Source organism: Synergistaceae bacterium (assembly GCA_017540085.1).
Taxonomy (GTDB): domain Bacteria; phylum Synergistota; class Synergistia; order Synergistales; family Aminobacteriaceae; genus JAFUXM01.
In genome coordinates this window covers 13,193-30,640 of sequence record JAFYBQ010000014.1, presented here as the reverse complement: position 1 = coordinate 30,640, position 17,448 = coordinate 13,193, and the positions used below count along the sequence as shown (strand labels likewise).

The window sequence follows — 17,448 nt, the reverse complement described above, 5'->3', positions numbered from 1 at the left end:
CGTATTATTCTTAGGTTTGACTCTCTGTCGGCAACTTAGGCGGACGAGGTATATATTTTTTGCGCGGGCGTTTTTCGGGAATGTGTGAAAATTGCGGTGAAGCTGTGCGGACGGCGTGAAGATATAAAAATCGGAAGGCTTATGCTAAAATACTGTCTGTAGGATTAGGATTACAGTACTTTAGCACGGCTATAATTTGCCGCCTTCCTGCTTGTGTTCATTATAACATAGTGAAGGGGGGTTAAGTATGGTCGTGCAATATTAATTTGTGATGAAAATTTTTCGGCGGGGAGTGTGGATTTTATGCGCTTGAGGAAAAATGGACTGTGCAAAATTCTTCTGTTGATACTGTTTCTTGCGTTCATTTCGGGCGGCTGCGGAGGCGGGAGCGGCGGAGGCGGAAATTCTGCGGGCAATAACGGCGGGCAGTCTGCGGAAATCAATGGAACGTGGGAGATTGTATCGGGCTATGCGGTAATATCACGCGACAGGTCATCGGGAAGACAGGCCTTGACATACGCCGGGAAAAATGAGTCGGTCGAAATTGAGATGACACAGACAGGAAATTATCACATTCCGAGACTTAAAGGCAAAAACGTAGCTATGGGCGTTGCGGTTGCGGTTTTTTTCACGGACGACAGTAGCGGCTACGAGCAGGAAATAATGTTTACGACAGGGGCATTCACCTACGAGGGCGGCGGCGTTTACCGAATGGGCGCGGGAGATGATTTTGACGGCAACGGCGCGAATGACAATCTCATGAACGGCGAGTTTGTCATGAAACTTGAAGACGAAAATACAATGCGATGGATTGAGCAGGCAGAAGACAATGATAATATTGACGTTGGGCTTTCATTCGGCGCATATCACTATGAAATCGTCCTAAAGAGAGCAGGAAGCAGCTATAACCCTGATGACTACACCAACAACACCGCCCCTAACACGAACACTAACACATCACCGACTCCCAACACAAACACCAACACTAACACACAATCCGACTTCCCCCCGCAAATTTCCGGCTCATGGAAAATCACTTCAGGCAGCGGACTCACATCACAGACCGTCTCAGGAAGAGTCTATGTCTCTCACCTCACCTACACGCCCAAAGTAACCGACAGCGCAATCGGCCTCAGCGTAACGCAGAATGATTTTGCGACATATTACGGGGATTACGCCGGGTTATTCTCGCTGACACTCACGGGCGATAACGTCATCAACAGCGGCGCGAAAGGCGGGGGCGCGGTCAGAATCTCATACTCAGTCGCAGAATCTCCGGGAAGGCAGGCCGACTTCACTTTCACGGGCGGTAAAGCCTTCAGCTATATCGGCAGCGGCACATACAGGCTCATCGTCAGCAATGGAACTTCATATCAGGAACAGACTATTACGCTTGAGAGTGAGACATCTATACGGTGGAAATATACAGTGCCTTCTGACGGATGGTATGAGATTGTCCTGACTAGGGAATAAATTACTGAGCCTTGCGGAAATCGTGAGGCTCTAATTTTTCTTCATGGCCGGAAAATTTTTTCTCCGCAAACTCAAAAAATGCCCTTGTCAGCGGGTAATCAAGAAATTCACGCGGCATCAAAAAATATATTATCCTGTGAATTTTCGCTCCCTCCCCGAAATCTATCACCCTGCAATTTTCCCCGCAAATTTTCCCCGCAACTGTCGATGACGCAAACGCTATCCCTAATCCCGCCCCGGCTAACTGCCCGGCTATGTCGCTCTGACTCGTTGAGCAAAGCACACGCGGACTCACACCTTCAGCCTGAAACATCACGCTCAACTGACGGTATAACAGAGTCTTCTCTGACGGCATTATTATTGTCTCACGCCCTAAATCACGTATGCTTACGGCTGATTTCTGCGACAGGGGATTACTTTTCGGGATTATGAGCTTGTATTCCTCCGCGCTTATTCTGACGCTGTGAAAATCTTTCTCATTCTCAAGATACGCTGGCGAACTCACAACAAAAATTCCGTGAAGGCATCTTCTTTTCAGGCTGTCAATCAGTATGTCGCTCCCGTCAAACGAAAGCTCATATGTTACTCCCGGCAAAATTCCGCGAAACTCATTCAGCAGGGTGAATATCTCCATATATCCCCCTATCCACAGCACACCAAGCCGCAAATTTCCCGCAGTGAGACCGGCATATCCCTTCATCATTCCCGCGAGATTATCGGCTGAAGCTGTTATGCGTTCTGCCTGAGCCGCGAAAGTTTCGCCCGCCTCTGTCAGCGATATTGAGTGAGGATGACGGAAAAGCAACGGGACTCCAAGCTCATTTCGAGAACTCTTACCGCGTATGTAAGCGACGGCTGAGAGACATGGAGATTCTTTGCGGCGAGAGTCATATTTTTCACGCGGGCTATTTCGGCAAAATATCTCAGGTGAGACATCTGCATTAATCTCACTCCCCGCAAAAATTTTATGGACTTGTGAAATATCTGGTATTTCCATTTATGGCACAATCATTATACAATTCACTTATCCCAAATAACACAAAAGGAGAATCACAAATTGAAGAAGGATAATTTTTTCCTCGTTCTTTCGCTTGCGCTGATTATCGGCTCTCGTTTCATGCCGGAATTTTGCGGGCTGACTCCAAATGCCTGGGCTGTACTGGGAGTCTTCTTCGGGTCATTGCTGATGTGGATCACGATTTCTATTGACTGGCCGAGCATGATTACGCTTCTTGCGCTGGGATTCCTTCCTGTTTTCGGGTTCGGGAAAACTTTTGCGGGGGCGTTCGGAAATTCGACGGTTGCATTCTTGCTTTTCACATTCGCGCTGGTATATCCCCTGTCAAAAACTAATTTCGTCAGACGCTGCACGATCGCATTTATCACAAACGCCGTGGCGAGGCGGGGAGCGTGGCATTTCGTCTGCTTCCTTTTTGCGGCGGTTACGTTCATGGGACTGTTCATTTCTCCGTCTGTGCTTTTCGTGGCGTTCATGCCGTTTCTTGAGGATATATTCTCGGTGCTTGAGGTCAAAAAGGGCGGCAAGACCGGCAACATGATTATGATGGGTACGGCAATATGCATCAGTCTGTCATCGGGCATGACGGCAATCGGGCATGTGTGGCCGACAATGGCAATCGGATATTACGCGGCGGCAACAGGACATGACATAAATCAATTTCAGTTTATGGCGTTCGGAATCCCTACAGGAATTTTGCTGATTGTGCTGCTGATTCTCGTGTTCAGACTCTTCTACAGGCCGGACGATATTCACGACATTGACCCGTCAAAGGCTATGGCTCTGCGCGGGACTGTTCCTCCTGCTGACAGGCGCGAGAAAATCATTCTGTCGACAATGGGACTCGTTGTTCTTTTGTGGGTAGGGCCGAGCCTTATACGCGGTGCATTCCCCGACCTCTACAAGACAATCAACAGCTACACAACCGCAATGCCTCCGCTTTTAGGCTGCATAATACTCTACATTCTCAAAGACAAAGGCGAGCGCATAATGAATTTCCGGGAAGTAACATCAAAGGGAATATTATGGGGGTCTATCCTAATGACGGGCGCGGCTACCTGGCTGGGCGCATGTCTCACAAACAAGGACGTGGGAATCTCCGAATGGCTCACGGCGACTCTTCAGCCTCTCACCGCTAACATGTCATTAACCGCAATGATACTCTTCTTCATGACGTGGGCAATACTTGAGACAAATTTCTCGTCCAACATAGTAACAACAACAGTAGTCAGCGCGGTGGCACTCTCAGTATTAACGGCAATGCCCGCAGGAAGCGTGAGCGTAGGAGCTGTGCTGATGATGGTAGGATTCTCGGCGGCGGTCTGCAACATGACTCCGGCAGGTCAGTCCACAATCAACACTGTTGCGATAGGCTCAGGCTGGACGACTGCAAAAGACATGTTCATATGGGGCGGATTTTTCGCGGTGATGGCGATTCTTGTGCTTACGTTCGTGGGCTATCCTCTCGGCGAAATGATTATAGGGATGATTTAGGCCATGCAGACAGAATATTTTGCTGACGTACTCATAGCGGGCGGGGGGACTTCGGGAGTCTCTGCGGCAATCGGAGCATCGCAGGCCGGGGCAAATGTCCTACTCATCGAGCGGAGCGCGTATCTCGGCGGAGAGGGTACGAACGCGGGAGTCGGTGCTTTGTGCGCGGTCTACACCTGCGGGGACAACCCGGTGAAATGCGTTGCGGGAGTCTGCGAGTCGGTGCTTGAGGAAATGCAGAGGCTTTCACCAACGTCAACCGAAACAATAATTTCCGCCGCGGGCAACAAAAACATCAATTTCAAGCCCGAATACATGAAAGTAGCCCTAGATAACCTGATGGACAGGAACAACGCAAAATATTTCCTCCACACAAATATTATCGGCGTTAAGCGGGCGGGGAATGTGATTGAGTCCGTAACATGCCAGGATGACGAGTTGCGCTTCACAGTAAACGCAAAAACTTTTGTTGACGCAACCGGGGACGCAAACCTCGCTCACATGGCCGGGGCTAAAACTCTCTGGGGCGACGAACGCGGGCAGGTAATGGCGGCGACTCTACCGTTCAGGCTCTGCGGAGTCGACATCACAAAAGACATGACTCCGGCGGCTGTTGAACGCGCAGTGAAGGCAGGAAAGGACGCAGGCATTCCGAACCTCACGAGGGAGCGCGGATTTATCCTCAAGATTACAGGCTCACAGGAAGTAATAGTGTTATTGCCGAGCGTGATACCTGAAGGGCTTAACGCTGAGGAATTGACGAGAATGGAGAAGTTTACGCGCTCTCAGGCTCTGTATTATCTTGAGGCGTTCAAGCGTTTCATGCCTGGGATGGAGAATGCCGAGCTTACTATGATTGGGCCGTCAATCGGCTTCAGGGAAACTCGCAGGCTTGCGGGGAAATACATGCTCACCGCAGATGACGTACTCAACCGCAGAAAATCCCCTGACGGAATCGCCCGCGGAGGATGGAAGCCCGAAATACATTCCTCACTCAACGAGGCCGCAACGTATCTCGATGTCCCGGGGGCAAGCTACTATGACATTCCGCTTGGGTGCATTCAGAGCGTTGACATCGAGAATCTTTACGGCGCGGGGCGTATGATATGCGCGGACTCTCAGGCTATGGCGGCTTCCCGTGTAATGGGTACGTGTTTCGCTACGGGACATGCGGCGGGAGTCGCGGCGGCGTTGCAGGGTGAAACAGGGAGCGTTAATGCCGAGTCAGTCAGGCGGGAATTAGTCAGGCAGGGTGCGCTGATATAGGCTGAAACTTTCCGGCACTCTCCGGGAAGCATTCGGGGGGTGCTTTTTTTGTGCGCTGATATAATTACCGCATTCCAGAATCGCAAAGGCAGGTATCATCATGCTGACTCTTTCCTACAACAACGGCCATGATTTTGACCGCATAATTTATGACACTAAGCGGGAATTTTCCGGGCGCACTCTGAAATTTGTTGTCCCTTCCCGAAAAGACAAACGCCTAATCCCCGGCCATGACGACAAAAATATTTGGACGTGGCAGGATATATACGAGGATATTATCATTCCCGAAAAACGCAGGCGCACAATTTCACCGCCTGACCATTTATTGATACTCCGCAGGATTCTTGATGACGCAACCGCGAATCATCCCGACAAAATAGAGGCATTGCCCGGAGTCGAGCGTTCCGGCTTTCTGTCAGTGCTGTCGAGTGATATACGTGAATTGCTGAATGAAGGAGTGAGTCCCGATAGCCTTCCATTAGTCCCGGAAAGTGATAACCCCGCAGAATTTCTCCTCCCTGAAATTTACCGCGACTACCTGAAATATCTTGAGGATTACAGACTGTTAGACAGCGCGCAGGTCTACTCCGAGGCGCATAAAGCCATAATCGCAAATCAGGACTGGGGAAAAGGACTAGTGTTGATTTTCGCGGGCTTCTTGTCGTTCAATCATTCGCAGTTGGGACTCGTTCAGGCAGTGTGCGACAGGTGCTATGACGTTCGAGTCCTGAAGCCTGAAGCCAACATGTGCGGATTTCATGACGCAGGTATTCAGCTCGGCGAAACTGTGAAGGCTCCCCCGTCAGCAGGCCGGATAATCGAAATTCCGTCAGCAGAACCCGGACTCGAACCCGAAATTATCGCCCGGACTCTTTCGCTTTGGCATTCGGGGAAATGGGACATGGCCGGGAATTTTCCGGGATTCGGCAAAATCGGACTCATGATTGACGAGGGGCGCGGGGAATCTTTCGCGGAGGCATTCACGCGCTACGGAGTCCCGTATAACTTTAGGGACGGCGTTACGATAAATGAGACTTTGCCCGGGCGCGTTGTCTCGTCATTGCGCTATCTCAGCACCCGTAACTTTCCGGCGTATGACACTGCCATAATGCTGACACAGCCATGTTTCGCCGGGACTAGCTTCCCCGTGATGAGGGCATACAGGGCGGGGCGTTCGGGTCTCGATAACTGGGCGGAATATCTCACGGAGCGAATCAATGACCCTGACGAGAAATCACCCGATGTATTCCGCACGGCACTTGTAGCAGTCGAGGCGGTCAAAACTTTCTGCAGTGTCCTTAACGGCAGGCATACTCCCCGGAAAATCATGGAGGCTTTTGACAGCTTCCTTCACACGCCGGGAATCTGGCTTAACCGCAGGGACAATATTTCGCCGTTCCCGGAGCTTGACGAGTCATTGAGATTCACGGCCAGCGCAATTGAGACGGTCAGCGAGAAAGTTACGGCACTTCATGAATTATTGCCGGACTTGGGCAGCGCGAAAGATGACAAGTTAGAGGACGAGAAAGCGTATACATTTCTTGAGGACTGGTGCAGGAACTCCCACATACGCGCCCCGATTCAGTTGTCGGACTCGGTCGCTGTATTCTCCGGGAATCCTCCTGTCCTAGAGTCATTCCCCGTGTGGATAATGTCAGGCGTAACACAAAAATCATGGTCTCCGAACGAGAAAGCCTCCCCGCTTTTAGGCAACGAGGAACGCTCAAAGCTCAACGAAAACGGAGCATTTCTCCCGCGCACAAAGGAGAAGGCAGAACAGCGCGAGGCATTATTCCGGCGATTAATCATGACAGGGGAGACTCTAACGATTATTACGCGCCCGCTTCTTGATGACGAGGGAAGGCCGGTATCTGAGTCGCCGTTTATGCCGAAATTCCTTAACGACATGCCCGGATGGAAGAAAGTACCGCAGAAATCCGAGGGGATAAATATATTGCTTGGGTCAGACGGCTTCACGTTCCCGGAAATTGACGCGGGGGGAAAAATTTCCCGTAAGACTCCGTGCGTAAGGGCAAAGGCTGAATCAGTCGGCGCGAGTGATATACAGGAGCTGTTAGAGTGTCCGTTCTTGTGGTATCAGCATCATTCCGCGAGACTCTACCAGCCCGACTCGGAGTTAGTCCCGCCGTCCCAATGGGGTAACCTTCTCCATAAATACTGGGAGTCAGTGTGGACGATATACCGTCAGGACATGGCTGCCCCCGGTGAAAAATTCATGTCAGCCGCAAAATCAGAATGGGAGAAATTAGAGTCCGCAGATGATACTTACGCTGAGTTTTCGCACCTTCTGAGGGATTCGCGCCTTGCCCGAAAGCGTGAGGGGCTGAGATTCCGTGCAAACAGGCTCGCGGGAGTCCAAGCCGTAATTCTCGACTCCCTTCACGAAAATTACACCCATGAATCTATACTGCTTGAGGATGAAGCGCGGTTAGAGTATGAATTGAGCGGGGTAAAATTTTTCGGGCAGTGCGACAGGATAGAGATTTTGCGCGGGAATGACGGAGCGAAAGCCGCATTTATCGCAGACTACAAAGAGGGCAGAATGTCGGCAAAAAGCTATGACGAGGGCATGAAGAATATTGCGGGAAAGTCATGGAACACTGACACAAAGCGCGACAAGTTCGAGCGGGGGCTACAGTTGTCGCTTTACTCGGCCATGTTCCGGGAGAAATACGGCTGTGATGTCGCGGGTGTATACATTCTCGGCCATGAGGACGGGCGAATCTGGGGAACGTTCACGGATTCTGTACGGGGAATTTTCGCGCCGTTCTCGCAGCTGAACAATGACGGGAAAAATATCACGCTTGATTCTGACATTGCCGGGAGAAATGACGAGGGCAAATACGCCGCGGAGTGTGCCGTGAGGATTCTTGAGACTGGGAAATTTCTGCCTGATTATGATTCGGGCAGGTGCCGTTACTGCCACATAAAGAGCATTTGCCGTAAGGGAGAATTTCGCGGGGAAGCCGTGAATGATGACGACAATGAAAATGGCGGGGACACCGGGAATTAGCCCGGCCCCCCGGTTTTTACGCTAAACTTCTTCAATCGCGCTTGTTACCTTATAGCCTGCGTCCCGGATTAATATATCCTTCCTGAAAAGCTCCATGTCATATTTCACCATGCGTTTGACTAATTCCGGGAATGTTACTTTTCTTTTCCACCCTAAAACGCGCTCGGCCTTTGACGGGTCTCCCAGCAGCAAATCTACTTCAGTCGGGCGGAAATAACGCGAGTCAACCTCAACAACTGTCCTTCCTGTCGCTGTGTCTATTCCTTTCTCGCCGATGCCTTCTCCATGCCATTCGATATTTATTCCGGCCTCGTGGAATGCCAGAGTCGCAAACTCCCTCACCGAATGCGTTTCACCTGTGGCAATCACAAAATCGTCGGGCTTTTCCTGTTGAAGTATCATCCACATAGCCCGCACGTAGTCTTCAGAGTATCCCCAGTCGCGTCTTGCGTTGAGATTGCCGAGATATGTTTTCTCCTGAAGACCCAGCGCGATTCGGGCGGCGGCTCTTGTGATTTTGCGCGTTACGAAAGTTTCCCCGCGTAATTCTGACTCATGGTTGAAGAGTATTCCGTTGCAGGCGAAAATGTTATAGGCTTCACGGTAATTTACCGTTATCCAGTAAGCATATAATTTCGCAGCGGCGTATGGACTTCGGGGGTAAAAGGGCGTTGACTCTTTCTGCGGAGTCTCTTGGACTTTCCCGAATAATTCGCTCGTTGATGCCTGGTAAAATTTCGTGCGGGACTCAAGCCCCAGTATTCTTATGGCCTCAAGTAGTCTGAGTGTTCCGAGTCCGTCAGAGTCGGCGGTGTATTCAGGCTCCTCGAACGAGACTTTTACATGGCTCTGCGCCGCAAGGTTGTATATTTCATCGGGCTGAATCTCCTGCACCATTCGTATTAAGTTGCTGGAGTCGGTAAGGTCGCCGTAATGCAGGAAAAATTTATGCCCCTCCTCGTGCAAGTCCTTATAGAACTCGTCAATCCTCATTGTGTTGAAGATTGAGCTTCTCCGCTTCAGGCCGTGAACCTCGTAGCCCTTCTTCAGCAGGAACGCCGTCAAATATGCACCGTCCTGCCCCGTAACTCCTGTGATTAATGCTTTCTTCATGCGCTACTCTCCTTTGAGGATCCAATTGCTGTTTATCATCATAGGGCCGGGCTTCTTTATTGTCCTGTATGGCGATGAGCTGTCGAGGTGAGGCTCAATCGTGAATGACACAGACGGGTTACCCCTCACGTTAGGGACAACAATCCAGCTCACATTATTCATGGTAACCGACAAATCAAGCCTGAACTGACCCATGTTAAGCACCTCAAGCGGAAGCCTTCCCCGCAGAACTACGCGGCCTTCAAGAATCGGAAGTGCTCCGGGCGTGTCGTCCTGATCAGCTTGGTACGTCCTGTATAACAATATTCCTTCCTGCGAGTAAAGCGAGTATCCGACTCCGAGTCCCTTTTCGGGTTTCTTCACTATGCCTTCAATTTCAACATACAGCTCATCATTGCGTCTGACTGACGAAAGATTGATTTCCCCCTGAGCGTTATACACTCCGAATCTAAGCGGCGTGAAGTAATCGTTATCGAATTTCCCGCCGGGATTGTTCCATTCCGCATCTGTCGTCTGAAGATGGGACATATCCATATATTTCTCGACACCTTCATTTACGTCAGGCGTATCAAGAATCATCCTGCCGCTGTCGAGGCATATTATCCTGTTGCAAAGCTGCATGATAGCTCCCATATTGTGGCTGACGAAAAGAACGGTGCGCCCTTCCCCGCGGCTAATCTCGTCCATTTTTCCGAGACATTTTTTCTGGAAGTTCATATCACCGACAGCAAGAACCTCATCAACAATCAGTATTTCGGAATTGAGATGAGCGGCAATCGCGAACGCAAGACGGACATACATCCCGGACGAATAGCGTTTCACGGGCGTGTCAAGAAATTTCTCGACCCCGGCAAAATTAACGATAGCGTCAAAATTGCGGCGTATCTCGTGTACTTTCATTCCCAGAATCGCGGCGTTCATGTAAATATTTTCGCGGCCTGACAAATCCGGGTGAAATCCCGTACCGACTTCAAGCAGGCTTGACGCTCTTCCTTTGATGGAAATCCTGCCTTCTGTGGGATCTGTTATGCGGCTTAGGAGCTTCAGAAGTGTTGACTTTCCCGCACCGTTATGGCCGATGATTCCGATTCGCTCGCCCTGCTCAACGTCAAATGTTATGTTCCGCAACGCCCAGAAATCTTCGACTCCTTTCGGCTTTGACCTCGGCGCAAAAGGATGCCTGACCCTGCGCGCAAGCCTCGCTGTATAATCCGCAAGAACATCATAAAGCCGATTATTTCCCCTGTGGGCTATCACATAGCGTTTTCCCAGGTCTTCAATTTTCAGTGCTAACATTTCTCATGCCCCCTCTAAATGTAGTCGGCAAATGTCCGCTCAGTCTTCCTGAAATATTTTAGGCCGTACCAGAAAATGAGCGTTGAGCTTATCAGCGATATTATGAAGCCGGGAAGGTACAGAGAAGAGGCCGTGCCCTGTATGCACCATCTGAAGCCGTCAATGACTCCTACCATAGGATTCAGGCTGTAAAGAAGCCGCCATCTGTCCGGGATTACGGAGCTTGAGAATCCTACAGGCGAAACATAAAGCCCGAACTGCACAATGAAGGGCATAATGTGCCGGAAATCGCGGTATCTCACTCCCACAGCGGAGAAGAAATAGCCTATGCCCAGTGCCGTTGTCGTTGCGGGGATAAAGAACACGGGAAGCAAAAATATCATTGGCGACGGCATGAACCTGTACACCAGCATCAATATACACAGAAGCACGAACGATATTACGAAATCAACCGCACTCACTAACACGGCTGACGTGGGAAGAATTATGCGCGGGAAATATATCTTGCTTATCATTGTTGACGCTCTCAGGAATGACTCGGAGCTGCTTGATATTGAGTTTGCGAAATACTGCCACGGAAGCAGAGCCGAGAATACCATTATCGGATACGGGACTCCCTCGCTGGGAAGTTTTGCCACACGCCCGAATATCACGGTGAATATCACCATGCTGAGAAGCGGACGTATAACGCTCCACGCAACGCCTATGACAGTCTGCTTGTACCTCACAAGAATGTCGCGCAGTGCCATGAACACAAAAAGCTCGCGGAACTTCACAAGCTCGTAAATGAAATCTGCTGTCGTTTTGTTCGGCTCTATTATCATGTCGAACTGTCCCAGCTTGGCCGGCTTTATCCAGCGTTTTAACCATTGCAGAAACAAAATATTATTCATCCTTATTGTTTGTCATAATTTCTGCTGCCTCGTCATCGAAATTCATCATCGCGCACATCAATGCGTTTATCCCCTTGCTGTCAGGCATATAGACATCAGCACCGTGATTCACAAGAAGCCGAATGCTGTCGAGCTGTGCCTCGCGCTTCAACGCCGTGTAAACCACAAGAAGCCTGAACCATGACTGCCACCCCTCAGCCATGAAGCCCCCTGTCCGAATCAGTGATGACATTGTGAGGCCGGGACTCCTGTCCTTGCCCGCGACAACCCACAAAAGTGCCGTCATTCCGTCCTCGTCCTGCGCGTTTATGTCTGCCCCGTGCTGTATCAGCAACTCCATTATTCCCGGCTCAGTGCCGACATCAAGAGCCGCCAGCATTAGGGGAGTGCGGCTGTTTTTGTCCGCTATATTCGGGTCAGCTCCGTACTCAAGCAGTAACCGCACAATGTCTTCATCCGTAACTACGGCATATACCAGCGAGGTGCGCCCGGTAGGATCCTGAAAATTCGGGTCAGCTCCGTGTGAAAGGAGAATTTCTGCGATGTCCGGCCGATTCGCTGTGATTGAAACGTTCAGGGCGTTAGTCATAACTTCCGGGCTTAACTCGAAAATTTCATCGAGGTATGCGCCCCTGTCAGCAAGAAATTTCACCATCTCAGCGTCTATTGGCTTCTCTCCCGTGAACATGGCCGCCGCTAAGGGAGTCTGCTCGTCCTCAAAATCGCACGGCCTGTTGATGTCCGCTCCGCAGTCAAGAATAATATCGATGAAGGGAATATTTCCCGATTTCACCGCGATAATCATAGCCTCGTCATAATCTGCCCCGGCTTTCATGAGGGCGCGTATTATTTCGGGGTCAAACTGCTTCCTGTCCTCGCGCATTTCTTTCATCTGAGCAAGCACAGTGTATGTCAGAACGTTATAGCCCGCTTCATTCCGTTTGTTGACATCCGCGCCAAGCTCAATGAGCCACCGCACTACCTTTGCTTTGTTCGAGACTACCGCAAGGAACAGGGGATTATGTCCGTTCGAGTCGTCCTGGCTGATGTCCCCGCCGCTGTCAACAAGGAGCTTCAGCAGCTTCTTTTTCCCCTTTACCACAGCAGCCGTGAAACCGTCCCCGGAGCGCGCTCCATATTCAAGCAGCAGTTTTACGGCCTCGGCGTTTTCCTCCATTACTGCGACAAAAATCGGCGGCACTTTCGCCCCGTATATATATGCCTTCCTGTTTACGTCAATCCCGGATTTTATTGCTGACTCTATCTCTTCACGTCTGCCATTCGCGCAAAGCTCAAGAAATTCTTTCTGCCTCATGTAACGTTAATCACTCCCCGTTTTTTCGTGCGCCTCGTCAACTATATCATTAACGGCAAACTTTTTATCCTCTCCGCCGTGCGTAATATGGCACAAAAATTCTATGTTCCCTTCCTGCCCTCTTACAGGCGAATACGTAAGCCCGGCAACTTTGAACCGCGTTTTTTCCCGTATGAAGCTCAATATTTCGTCAATAACTTCTGCATGAATCGACTTGTCCCGGACTACCCCCCGCGAAATTCTGTCCCTTCCGGCCTCAAATTGAGGTTTGATTAACACGACGGCTTCAGAGTCAGCCACATCATCAAGCACCGGGAGAATCAGTTTCAGCGATATGAACGAGACATCACACCCCGCAAAAATTATCGTCTCAGGGAAATTTTCACGGGTCAAATACCTTGCGTTAGTCCTGTCCATTACGACAACACGCGAATCACTCGCAAGCCTCCATATCAATTGGCCGTAACCGACATCAACCGCGTAGACTTTCCGCGCACCGTTCGACAATAATACGTCCGTGAATCCTCCTGTTGACGCTCCGAAATCAGCGCAGACCTTCCCGGCGACGTCAAGCCCGAAAACCTCGAACGCCCGCAATAATTTCAGCGCACCACGCCCCGCCCATTTCGGCACATCGTCAACCGTGATATTTATCCCGCGCTCATACATAGCTCCGGCTTTTGTTACGGTCTGATCGTTCACCCGGACTTTTCCGGCCATAATAAGAGCCTGAGCCTTTGCGCGTGTTTCAGCGAGTCCCAGCTCAGGCAGTAATTTATCGAGTCTCTGTTTGTCCTTCATTCCTGTACGTGTCAATGATATTCCGGGCGGTCATTCCGTAAAGCTCGCGCTGTTCCTCCTGTGTTGCATGTTTCACGCAGACATCAGGCACTCCGAAACGCAATAATTTCACGCCGAGTCCCTTCTCCGCGATTAATGCCCCGAAAGCCTCGCCGAATCCCCCGGCCATGTAGTTATCCTCAATCACCGCTGCAACTTTGTACCGTCCCAGAATCCCGCGCAATTCCTCCGCGTCAATCGGCTTGACCCTCCGAACGTCATACACCGCAGGAACGTCAACGCCTTCACGCCGCGCCGTTTCACGAACGTCAAGCATGATATTCACGCCTGCGCCGTTCCCGAACAGTGCCCAGTTATGACCGTCAGAAATTTTTGCGATTCCATTTTCTGTGCTGACTGTGATTTTTCCGTCCGGGATTTTCCCGCGGGGGTAACGTATCAATGTCGGGCCGTTACGTTTTGAGGCAATGAGCATACATTCACGGAGGGAGTCTTCATCGCAGGGGGCGTAAATTTCGAGGTTCGGAACCGGCCTGCCCCACGGAATATCGAGCATTCCCTGATGTGTGTCGCCGTCTGAGCCTGACAGCCCGGCGCGGTCAACCATAATCACAACAGGAAGATTCTGAAGCGCAATGTCGTGCATTAGCTGATCCGTAGCCCTCTGCAAGAATGTCGAGTATATGAACACCCACGGGCGCATACCTCCCGCCGCAAGCCCTGCCGCCATCGTGAGCATGTGAGACTCGGCGATTCCGACATCAAAGAACCGTCCCGGAAATGCCCGCGAGAATTTCTCCAGCTTCACCCCCGTCATCATGGCCGCCGTGAAGCAGACTATTCTGTCATCGTTCATGGCTAACTCTTCGGCAATCTCTGAGGCCGCCTCGCTCCATGTTCGAAATTTCGGAGTCCCTGCGGGTGAAAGCTGATGATACTTTGTCGGGTCTGACTCTGCTTCCGGGAGTCCTTTGCCTTTCACGGTGTTGAAGTGAAGTATCACCGGCCTGTAGTAATTCTTGGCCAGCGTCATCATACGGATAGCGGTCTTCATGTCGTGGCCGTCGAAAGGCCCCCAGTACTTTATTCCGAGCTTGTCGAAAATGTTTATCGGCCTGGTGAATGCCTTGAAGAAATTTCTTGCGCGGGCTAAAAGATTCGTGTTCCCCGCGTAAGGCTGTCTGCTGTTGCCTCCAAAATGCCGCCGGAAAAAGTTTTTTGCCCTCCTGTATATCGTGTTGGCTGACAGCTCCGCAAGAACCGTAGAGAATCCCCCGACCCTGTTGCTGATTGAGTGCCTGTTGTCGTTGAGGATGATAATCAGGCGGGTGTTTGTCTCGCGGACGTAATTCAGTGCCTCGAACGCAAGCCCGTTAATCAATGAAGCGTCCCCGATGAAGGCAATAATATTCCTGTCCTCGTGAAGCAAGTCCCGCGCCTTTGCGTAACCCAGTGCCGCAGAAATTGATGTGCTTGAGTGTCCCGTGTTGAAATGGTCATAGGGCGACTCATTCCGGCGGGGGAAACCTGATATTCCGTCCTTCATTCGGAGAGTGTGAAAGCGGTCAAACCTGTCTGTGAGAATCTTGTACGGGTAGGACTGATGGCCGACATCAAAAATTATGCGGTCATTGAGTGGGTCAAAAACTTTCAGCATTGCTATTGTCAGCTCAACGACTCCGAGTGATGAGCCTAAATGCCCGCCGTTTTTCCTCACTGTGTCAACAACAACCGACCTCACATCGTCAGCCAGCAGGGGCAGTTTGTCATCATCGATATTCAGCAGGTCTTTATGTGTGAATCCTTGTCGCAGAAAATTCATATCACTTTTATGTTTACCCCTCTTCCGCCTTGCTCCCTCTCCCCTAACTTAGGGGGGACACCGTTTACGGAGGGGGGTAATTCCTCTTTATGCGAACCGCCTGAACTCATACGCCGCAAACTGTGCGATTAATTGCAGGGAAGCCAGCTGCGAACGGTCAAGCGCATTCCTTCCTTCAGTCCCCGAACCGAGCGCGATTATTCCTACAAGCGAATTGTCATCGCAGACGGGGAAAATGTATTTTGCTGACGACTCTTTGAGGGCGTTTTTCCACGGACACCCCGCAAGCCCCCATGACCTGAACACGGAGTCAGGACTCATCGCTCCGAGATCATAATATGCTTCTCCGACATTGGCGGACTTCACCGGGCCTTCAGGGGACGGGAGTAATGTTGTCTCAGCCTCGGCTTTGATGTGTCCCCGTCTCTGCTCCGAGAGCGCGTAGCCTTTGCGGGAATTGCTCCAAGTGGCGAGAATGCAGCTGTTCATTCTGCACTGCTCCATGAATATATCGACAAGGAGCGAGAAGAATTTTGACCTGTCCTCAGCACCGCGCAAAACTTTCAGGACGTTCGACAGTGAAAGAACCGTGAACTCCCCTGCGGAAATTGACGCTTCAGCCTGCCGGGACTGGGTGCGTAAATTGTTGATTGCGATTGCACGGACTGCGAGATTCCCAAGCAGCTCAATGAAATTCATCGTCTCTTTGTCCGGGAGCTTGTCCCACGTCATGAGGCAGAAGAGCCTGCAATCACCTTCAGCGACAGGCAGGACAACTTCAGCGGGCGAGTCGCTCTTCACGACAACAGGCGCGGGCGGGAGAATCTGTTCCGCGTAAACTCCCCTGCGTTCGGGAATGGAGTCGGCCTTTCCGTTGAAGACCGTCAAATAATTTCCCTCATCTTTGAGGATTGCGACGGATTTCGGGAACAGGCTCTCCTGCAGAACGTCAGCAAGGAACGAGGCGAAATACTGAAGCGGCATAGGCTCAAAGATTGACGCGAGTGTGCTTTTTGTGGCAAGGATCATATACGACAGACGGGATAATTTTTTCTCTGTCTCGGAAATGTTACGCATGTTTTCCCACAGCATTATGAGTCCGGCGTAGGGCTTTAGGTCTTTGAGGAGGGAGTCGGGATTTTCGGGTTTGTCTTTGAGGAGTATATACAGCTCCCAATATGCCCCCCTGATTCTGATGACACCCGGCCATGTGTCATTGCCTGCGGAAAATTCGAGCTGGTACGATTCTTTTGCGGGTGATTTCGCGAACAGCACGGTGATTTCGTCCTTGATTGTGAGGGATGACGGCATGAGTCCGGCCGCTCCTGTAACATTCAGGAGACCTGGAGTCCCAGACTCTGCGATTACCGCCTTAATGCCCGCGCTTTCGAGATAGTCGGCAAGAGTCTTCACTGCCCCGCCGTTAATGATAAAGTCTACATGATTGTAAAGGTCATTAATATTTTCTGGCATGGTGAATTTTTATTGCACCTCCGGGAAAATTTTTCGTGTGATTATTTTATCGCTTTTTGCCTTCAAAATCGTATAATATTAAGCTGATTATCCCGGCATAATATTACGGATTAAGAAATTTCAAGCGAAGGGCTGGCGTTGTAATATAATGATTGAAGTACATCGTCTGAACGGCGAGGCATTCCTGCTTAATTCCGACATGATTGAAACCATTGATGTAACGCCTGATACTGTACTGCGTCTCCTCAACGGCCACCGCTATGTGGTAAAAGAGAAAGTGAAGGACGTGTACAGGAAAATAATAGCCTTCAGGAAAGCGGCGGGCTATACCTGCATAATAGCAAACACTGCGGACGAAGCAGACAAACCAGAATAATACAGCGTCAGAGGTGCATACACATTGGATTTAACGAGTCTCATCGGATTTTTGGCGACATGGATACTAGTTAT

At 50.6% G+C, this 17,448-nt stretch carries 14 protein-coding genes; 5 read left to right on the top strand and 9 right to left on the bottom strand.

The window, feature by feature from the left end; genetic code table 11:
* Nucleotides 1-303 precede the first annotated feature (303 nt).
* Entirely contained in the window at nucleotides 304-1,473 is a 1,170-nt protein-coding gene (locus IKQ95_02910; GenBank protein ID MBR4195645.1) for a hypothetical protein, read from the top strand.
* 1 nt (nucleotide 1,474) lies between these two features.
* On the opposite strand, the gene IKQ95_02905 is transcribed toward IKQ95_02910, so the two are convergent.
* Together IKQ95_02905 and IKQ95_02900 are read right to left on the bottom strand one after the other, a co-directional pair.
* The gene (locus IKQ95_02905; protein MBR4195644.1) at nucleotides 1,475-2,278 is read right to left on the bottom strand and encodes a LysR family transcriptional regulator substrate-binding protein; all 804 of its coding nucleotides are present in this window, start codon (nucleotides 2,276-2,278) and stop codon (nucleotides 1,475-1,477) included.
* The gene (locus IKQ95_02900) at nucleotides 2,245-2,415 is read right to left on the bottom strand and encodes a LysR family transcriptional regulator (protein ID MBR4195643.1); all 171 of its coding nucleotides are present in this window, start codon (nucleotides 2,413-2,415) and stop codon (nucleotides 2,245-2,247) included. Before IKQ95_02900 ends, IKQ95_02905 begins: the two co-directional genes overlap by 34 nt.
* A 115-nt stretch (nucleotides 2,416-2,530) precedes the next feature.
* Between IKQ95_02900 and IKQ95_02895 the strand changes: the two genes are divergently transcribed.
* The 3 genes from IKQ95_02895 (at nucleotide 2,531) to IKQ95_02885 (ending at nucleotide 8,285) form a co-directional block, all read left to right on the top strand.
* Complete coding sequence (locus IKQ95_02895) at nucleotides 2,531-3,985, top strand: anion permease (GenBank protein MBR4195642.1); 1,455 nt, start codon at nucleotides 2,531-2,533, stop codon at nucleotides 3,983-3,985.
* 3 nt (nucleotides 3,986-3,988) lie between these two features.
* A complete protein-coding gene (locus IKQ95_02890; GenBank protein MBR4195641.1) occupies nucleotides 3,989-5,251 on the top strand; it encodes an FAD-dependent oxidoreductase in 1,263 nt (420 codons plus the stop codon).
* Between the two features lie 100 nt (nucleotides 5,252-5,351).
* Nucleotides 5,352-8,285, top strand: coding sequence for a PD-(D/E)XK nuclease family protein (locus IKQ95_02885; GenBank protein MBR4195640.1), 2,934 nt, complete (start codon nucleotides 5,352-5,354; stop codon nucleotides 8,283-8,285).
* A 21-nt stretch (nucleotides 8,286-8,306) separates the two neighbouring features.
* On the opposite strand, the gene gmd is transcribed toward IKQ95_02885, so the two are convergent.
* The 7 genes from gmd to IKQ95_02850 all read right to left on the bottom strand — a co-directional run bounded on the left by gmd (nucleotide 8,307) and on the right by IKQ95_02850 (nucleotide 16,998).
* Nucleotides 8,307-9,398 carry a GDP-mannose 4,6-dehydratase gene (gene gmd / locus IKQ95_02880; protein MBR4195639.1) on the bottom strand — a complete coding sequence of 364 codons (1,092 nt, stop codon included), beginning with the start codon at nucleotides 9,396-9,398 and terminating at the stop codon, nucleotides 8,307-8,309.
* A gap of 3 nt (nucleotides 9,399-9,401) precedes the next feature.
* Complete coding sequence (locus IKQ95_02875; GenBank protein ID MBR4195638.1) at nucleotides 9,402-10,694, bottom strand: ATP-binding cassette domain-containing protein; 1,293 nt, start codon at nucleotides 10,692-10,694, stop codon at nucleotides 9,402-9,404.
* Between the two features lie 14 nt (nucleotides 10,695-10,708).
* Nucleotides 10,709-11,575, bottom strand: coding sequence for an ABC transporter permease (locus IKQ95_02870; GenBank protein ID MBR4195637.1), 867 nt, complete (start codon nucleotides 11,573-11,575; stop codon nucleotides 10,709-10,711).
* A 4-nt stretch (nucleotides 11,576-11,579) separates the two neighbouring features.
* The gene (locus IKQ95_02865) at nucleotides 11,580-12,902 is read right to left on the bottom strand and encodes an ankyrin repeat domain-containing protein (GenBank protein MBR4195636.1); all 1,323 of its coding nucleotides are present in this window, start codon (nucleotides 12,900-12,902) and stop codon (nucleotides 11,580-11,582) included.
* Between the two features lie 6 nt (nucleotides 12,903-12,908).
* Complete coding sequence (locus tag IKQ95_02860) at nucleotides 12,909-13,703, bottom strand: TlyA family RNA methyltransferase (GenBank protein MBR4195635.1); 795 nt, start codon at nucleotides 13,701-13,703, stop codon at nucleotides 12,909-12,911.
* A complete protein-coding gene (locus IKQ95_02855; GenBank protein MBR4195634.1) occupies nucleotides 13,678-15,525 on the bottom strand; it encodes a 1-deoxy-D-xylulose-5-phosphate synthase in 1,848 nt (615 codons plus the stop codon). Before IKQ95_02855 ends, IKQ95_02860 begins: the two co-directional genes overlap by 26 nt.
* 87 nt (nucleotides 15,526-15,612) lie before the next feature.
* Nucleotides 15,613-16,998, bottom strand: a complete 1,386-nt coding sequence (locus IKQ95_02850; GenBank protein MBR4195633.1) for a GAF domain-containing protein — start codon at nucleotides 16,996-16,998, stop codon at nucleotides 15,613-15,615.
* Nucleotides 16,999-17,146: 148 nt separating this feature from the next.
* On the opposite strand from IKQ95_02850, the gene IKQ95_02845 reads away from it, so the two are divergent.
* Nucleotides 17,147-17,374 (top strand): flagellar FlbD family protein, encoded by a 228-nt coding sequence (locus tag IKQ95_02845; GenBank protein ID MBR4195632.1) that lies wholly within the window; start codon nucleotides 17,147-17,149, stop codon nucleotides 17,372-17,374.
* Nucleotides 17,375-17,448: the final 74 nt, after the last annotated feature.

What these genes read in the sequence shown, in the direction of transcription:
- IKQ95_02900 (MBR4195643.1), bottom strand. Translation starts at nt 2,415, where the DNA reads ATGCAGATGTCTCACCTGAGATATTTTGCCGAAATAGCCCGCGTGAAA.
- IKQ95_02860 (MBR4195635.1), bottom strand. Translation starts at nt 13,703, where the DNA reads ATGAAGGACAAACAGAGACTCGATAAATTACTGCCTGAGCTGGGACTC.
- IKQ95_02875 (MBR4195638.1), bottom strand. Translation starts at nt 10,694, where the DNA reads ATGTTAGCACTGAAAATTGAAGACCTGGGAAAACGCTATGTGATAGCC.
- IKQ95_02850 (MBR4195633.1), bottom strand. Translation starts at nt 16,998, where the DNA reads ATGCCAGAAAATATTAATGACCTTTACAATCATGTAGACTTTATCATT.
- IKQ95_02855 (MBR4195634.1), bottom strand. Translation starts at nt 15,525, where the DNA reads ATGAATTTTCTGCGACAAGGATTCACACATAAAGACCTGCTGAATATC.
- IKQ95_02910 (MBR4195645.1), top strand. Translation starts at nt 304, where the DNA reads ATGCGCTTGAGGAAAAATGGACTGTGCAAAATTCTTCTGTTGATACTG.
- IKQ95_02890 (MBR4195641.1), top strand. Translation starts at nt 3,989, where the DNA reads ATGCAGACAGAATATTTTGCTGACGTACTCATAGCGGGCGGGGGGACT.
- IKQ95_02845 (MBR4195632.1), top strand. Translation starts at nt 17,147, where the DNA reads ATGATTGAAGTACATCGTCTGAACGGCGAGGCATTCCTGCTTAATTCC.
- IKQ95_02865 (MBR4195636.1), bottom strand. Translation starts at nt 12,902, where the DNA reads ATGAGGCAGAAAGAATTTCTTGAGCTTTGCGCGAATGGCAGACGTGAA.
- IKQ95_02885 (MBR4195640.1), top strand. Translation starts at nt 5,352, where the DNA reads ATGCTGACTCTTTCCTACAACAACGGCCATGATTTTGACCGCATAATT.
- gmd (MBR4195639.1), bottom strand. Translation starts at nt 9,398, where the DNA reads ATGAAGAAAGCATTAATCACAGGAGTTACGGGGCAGGACGGTGCATAT.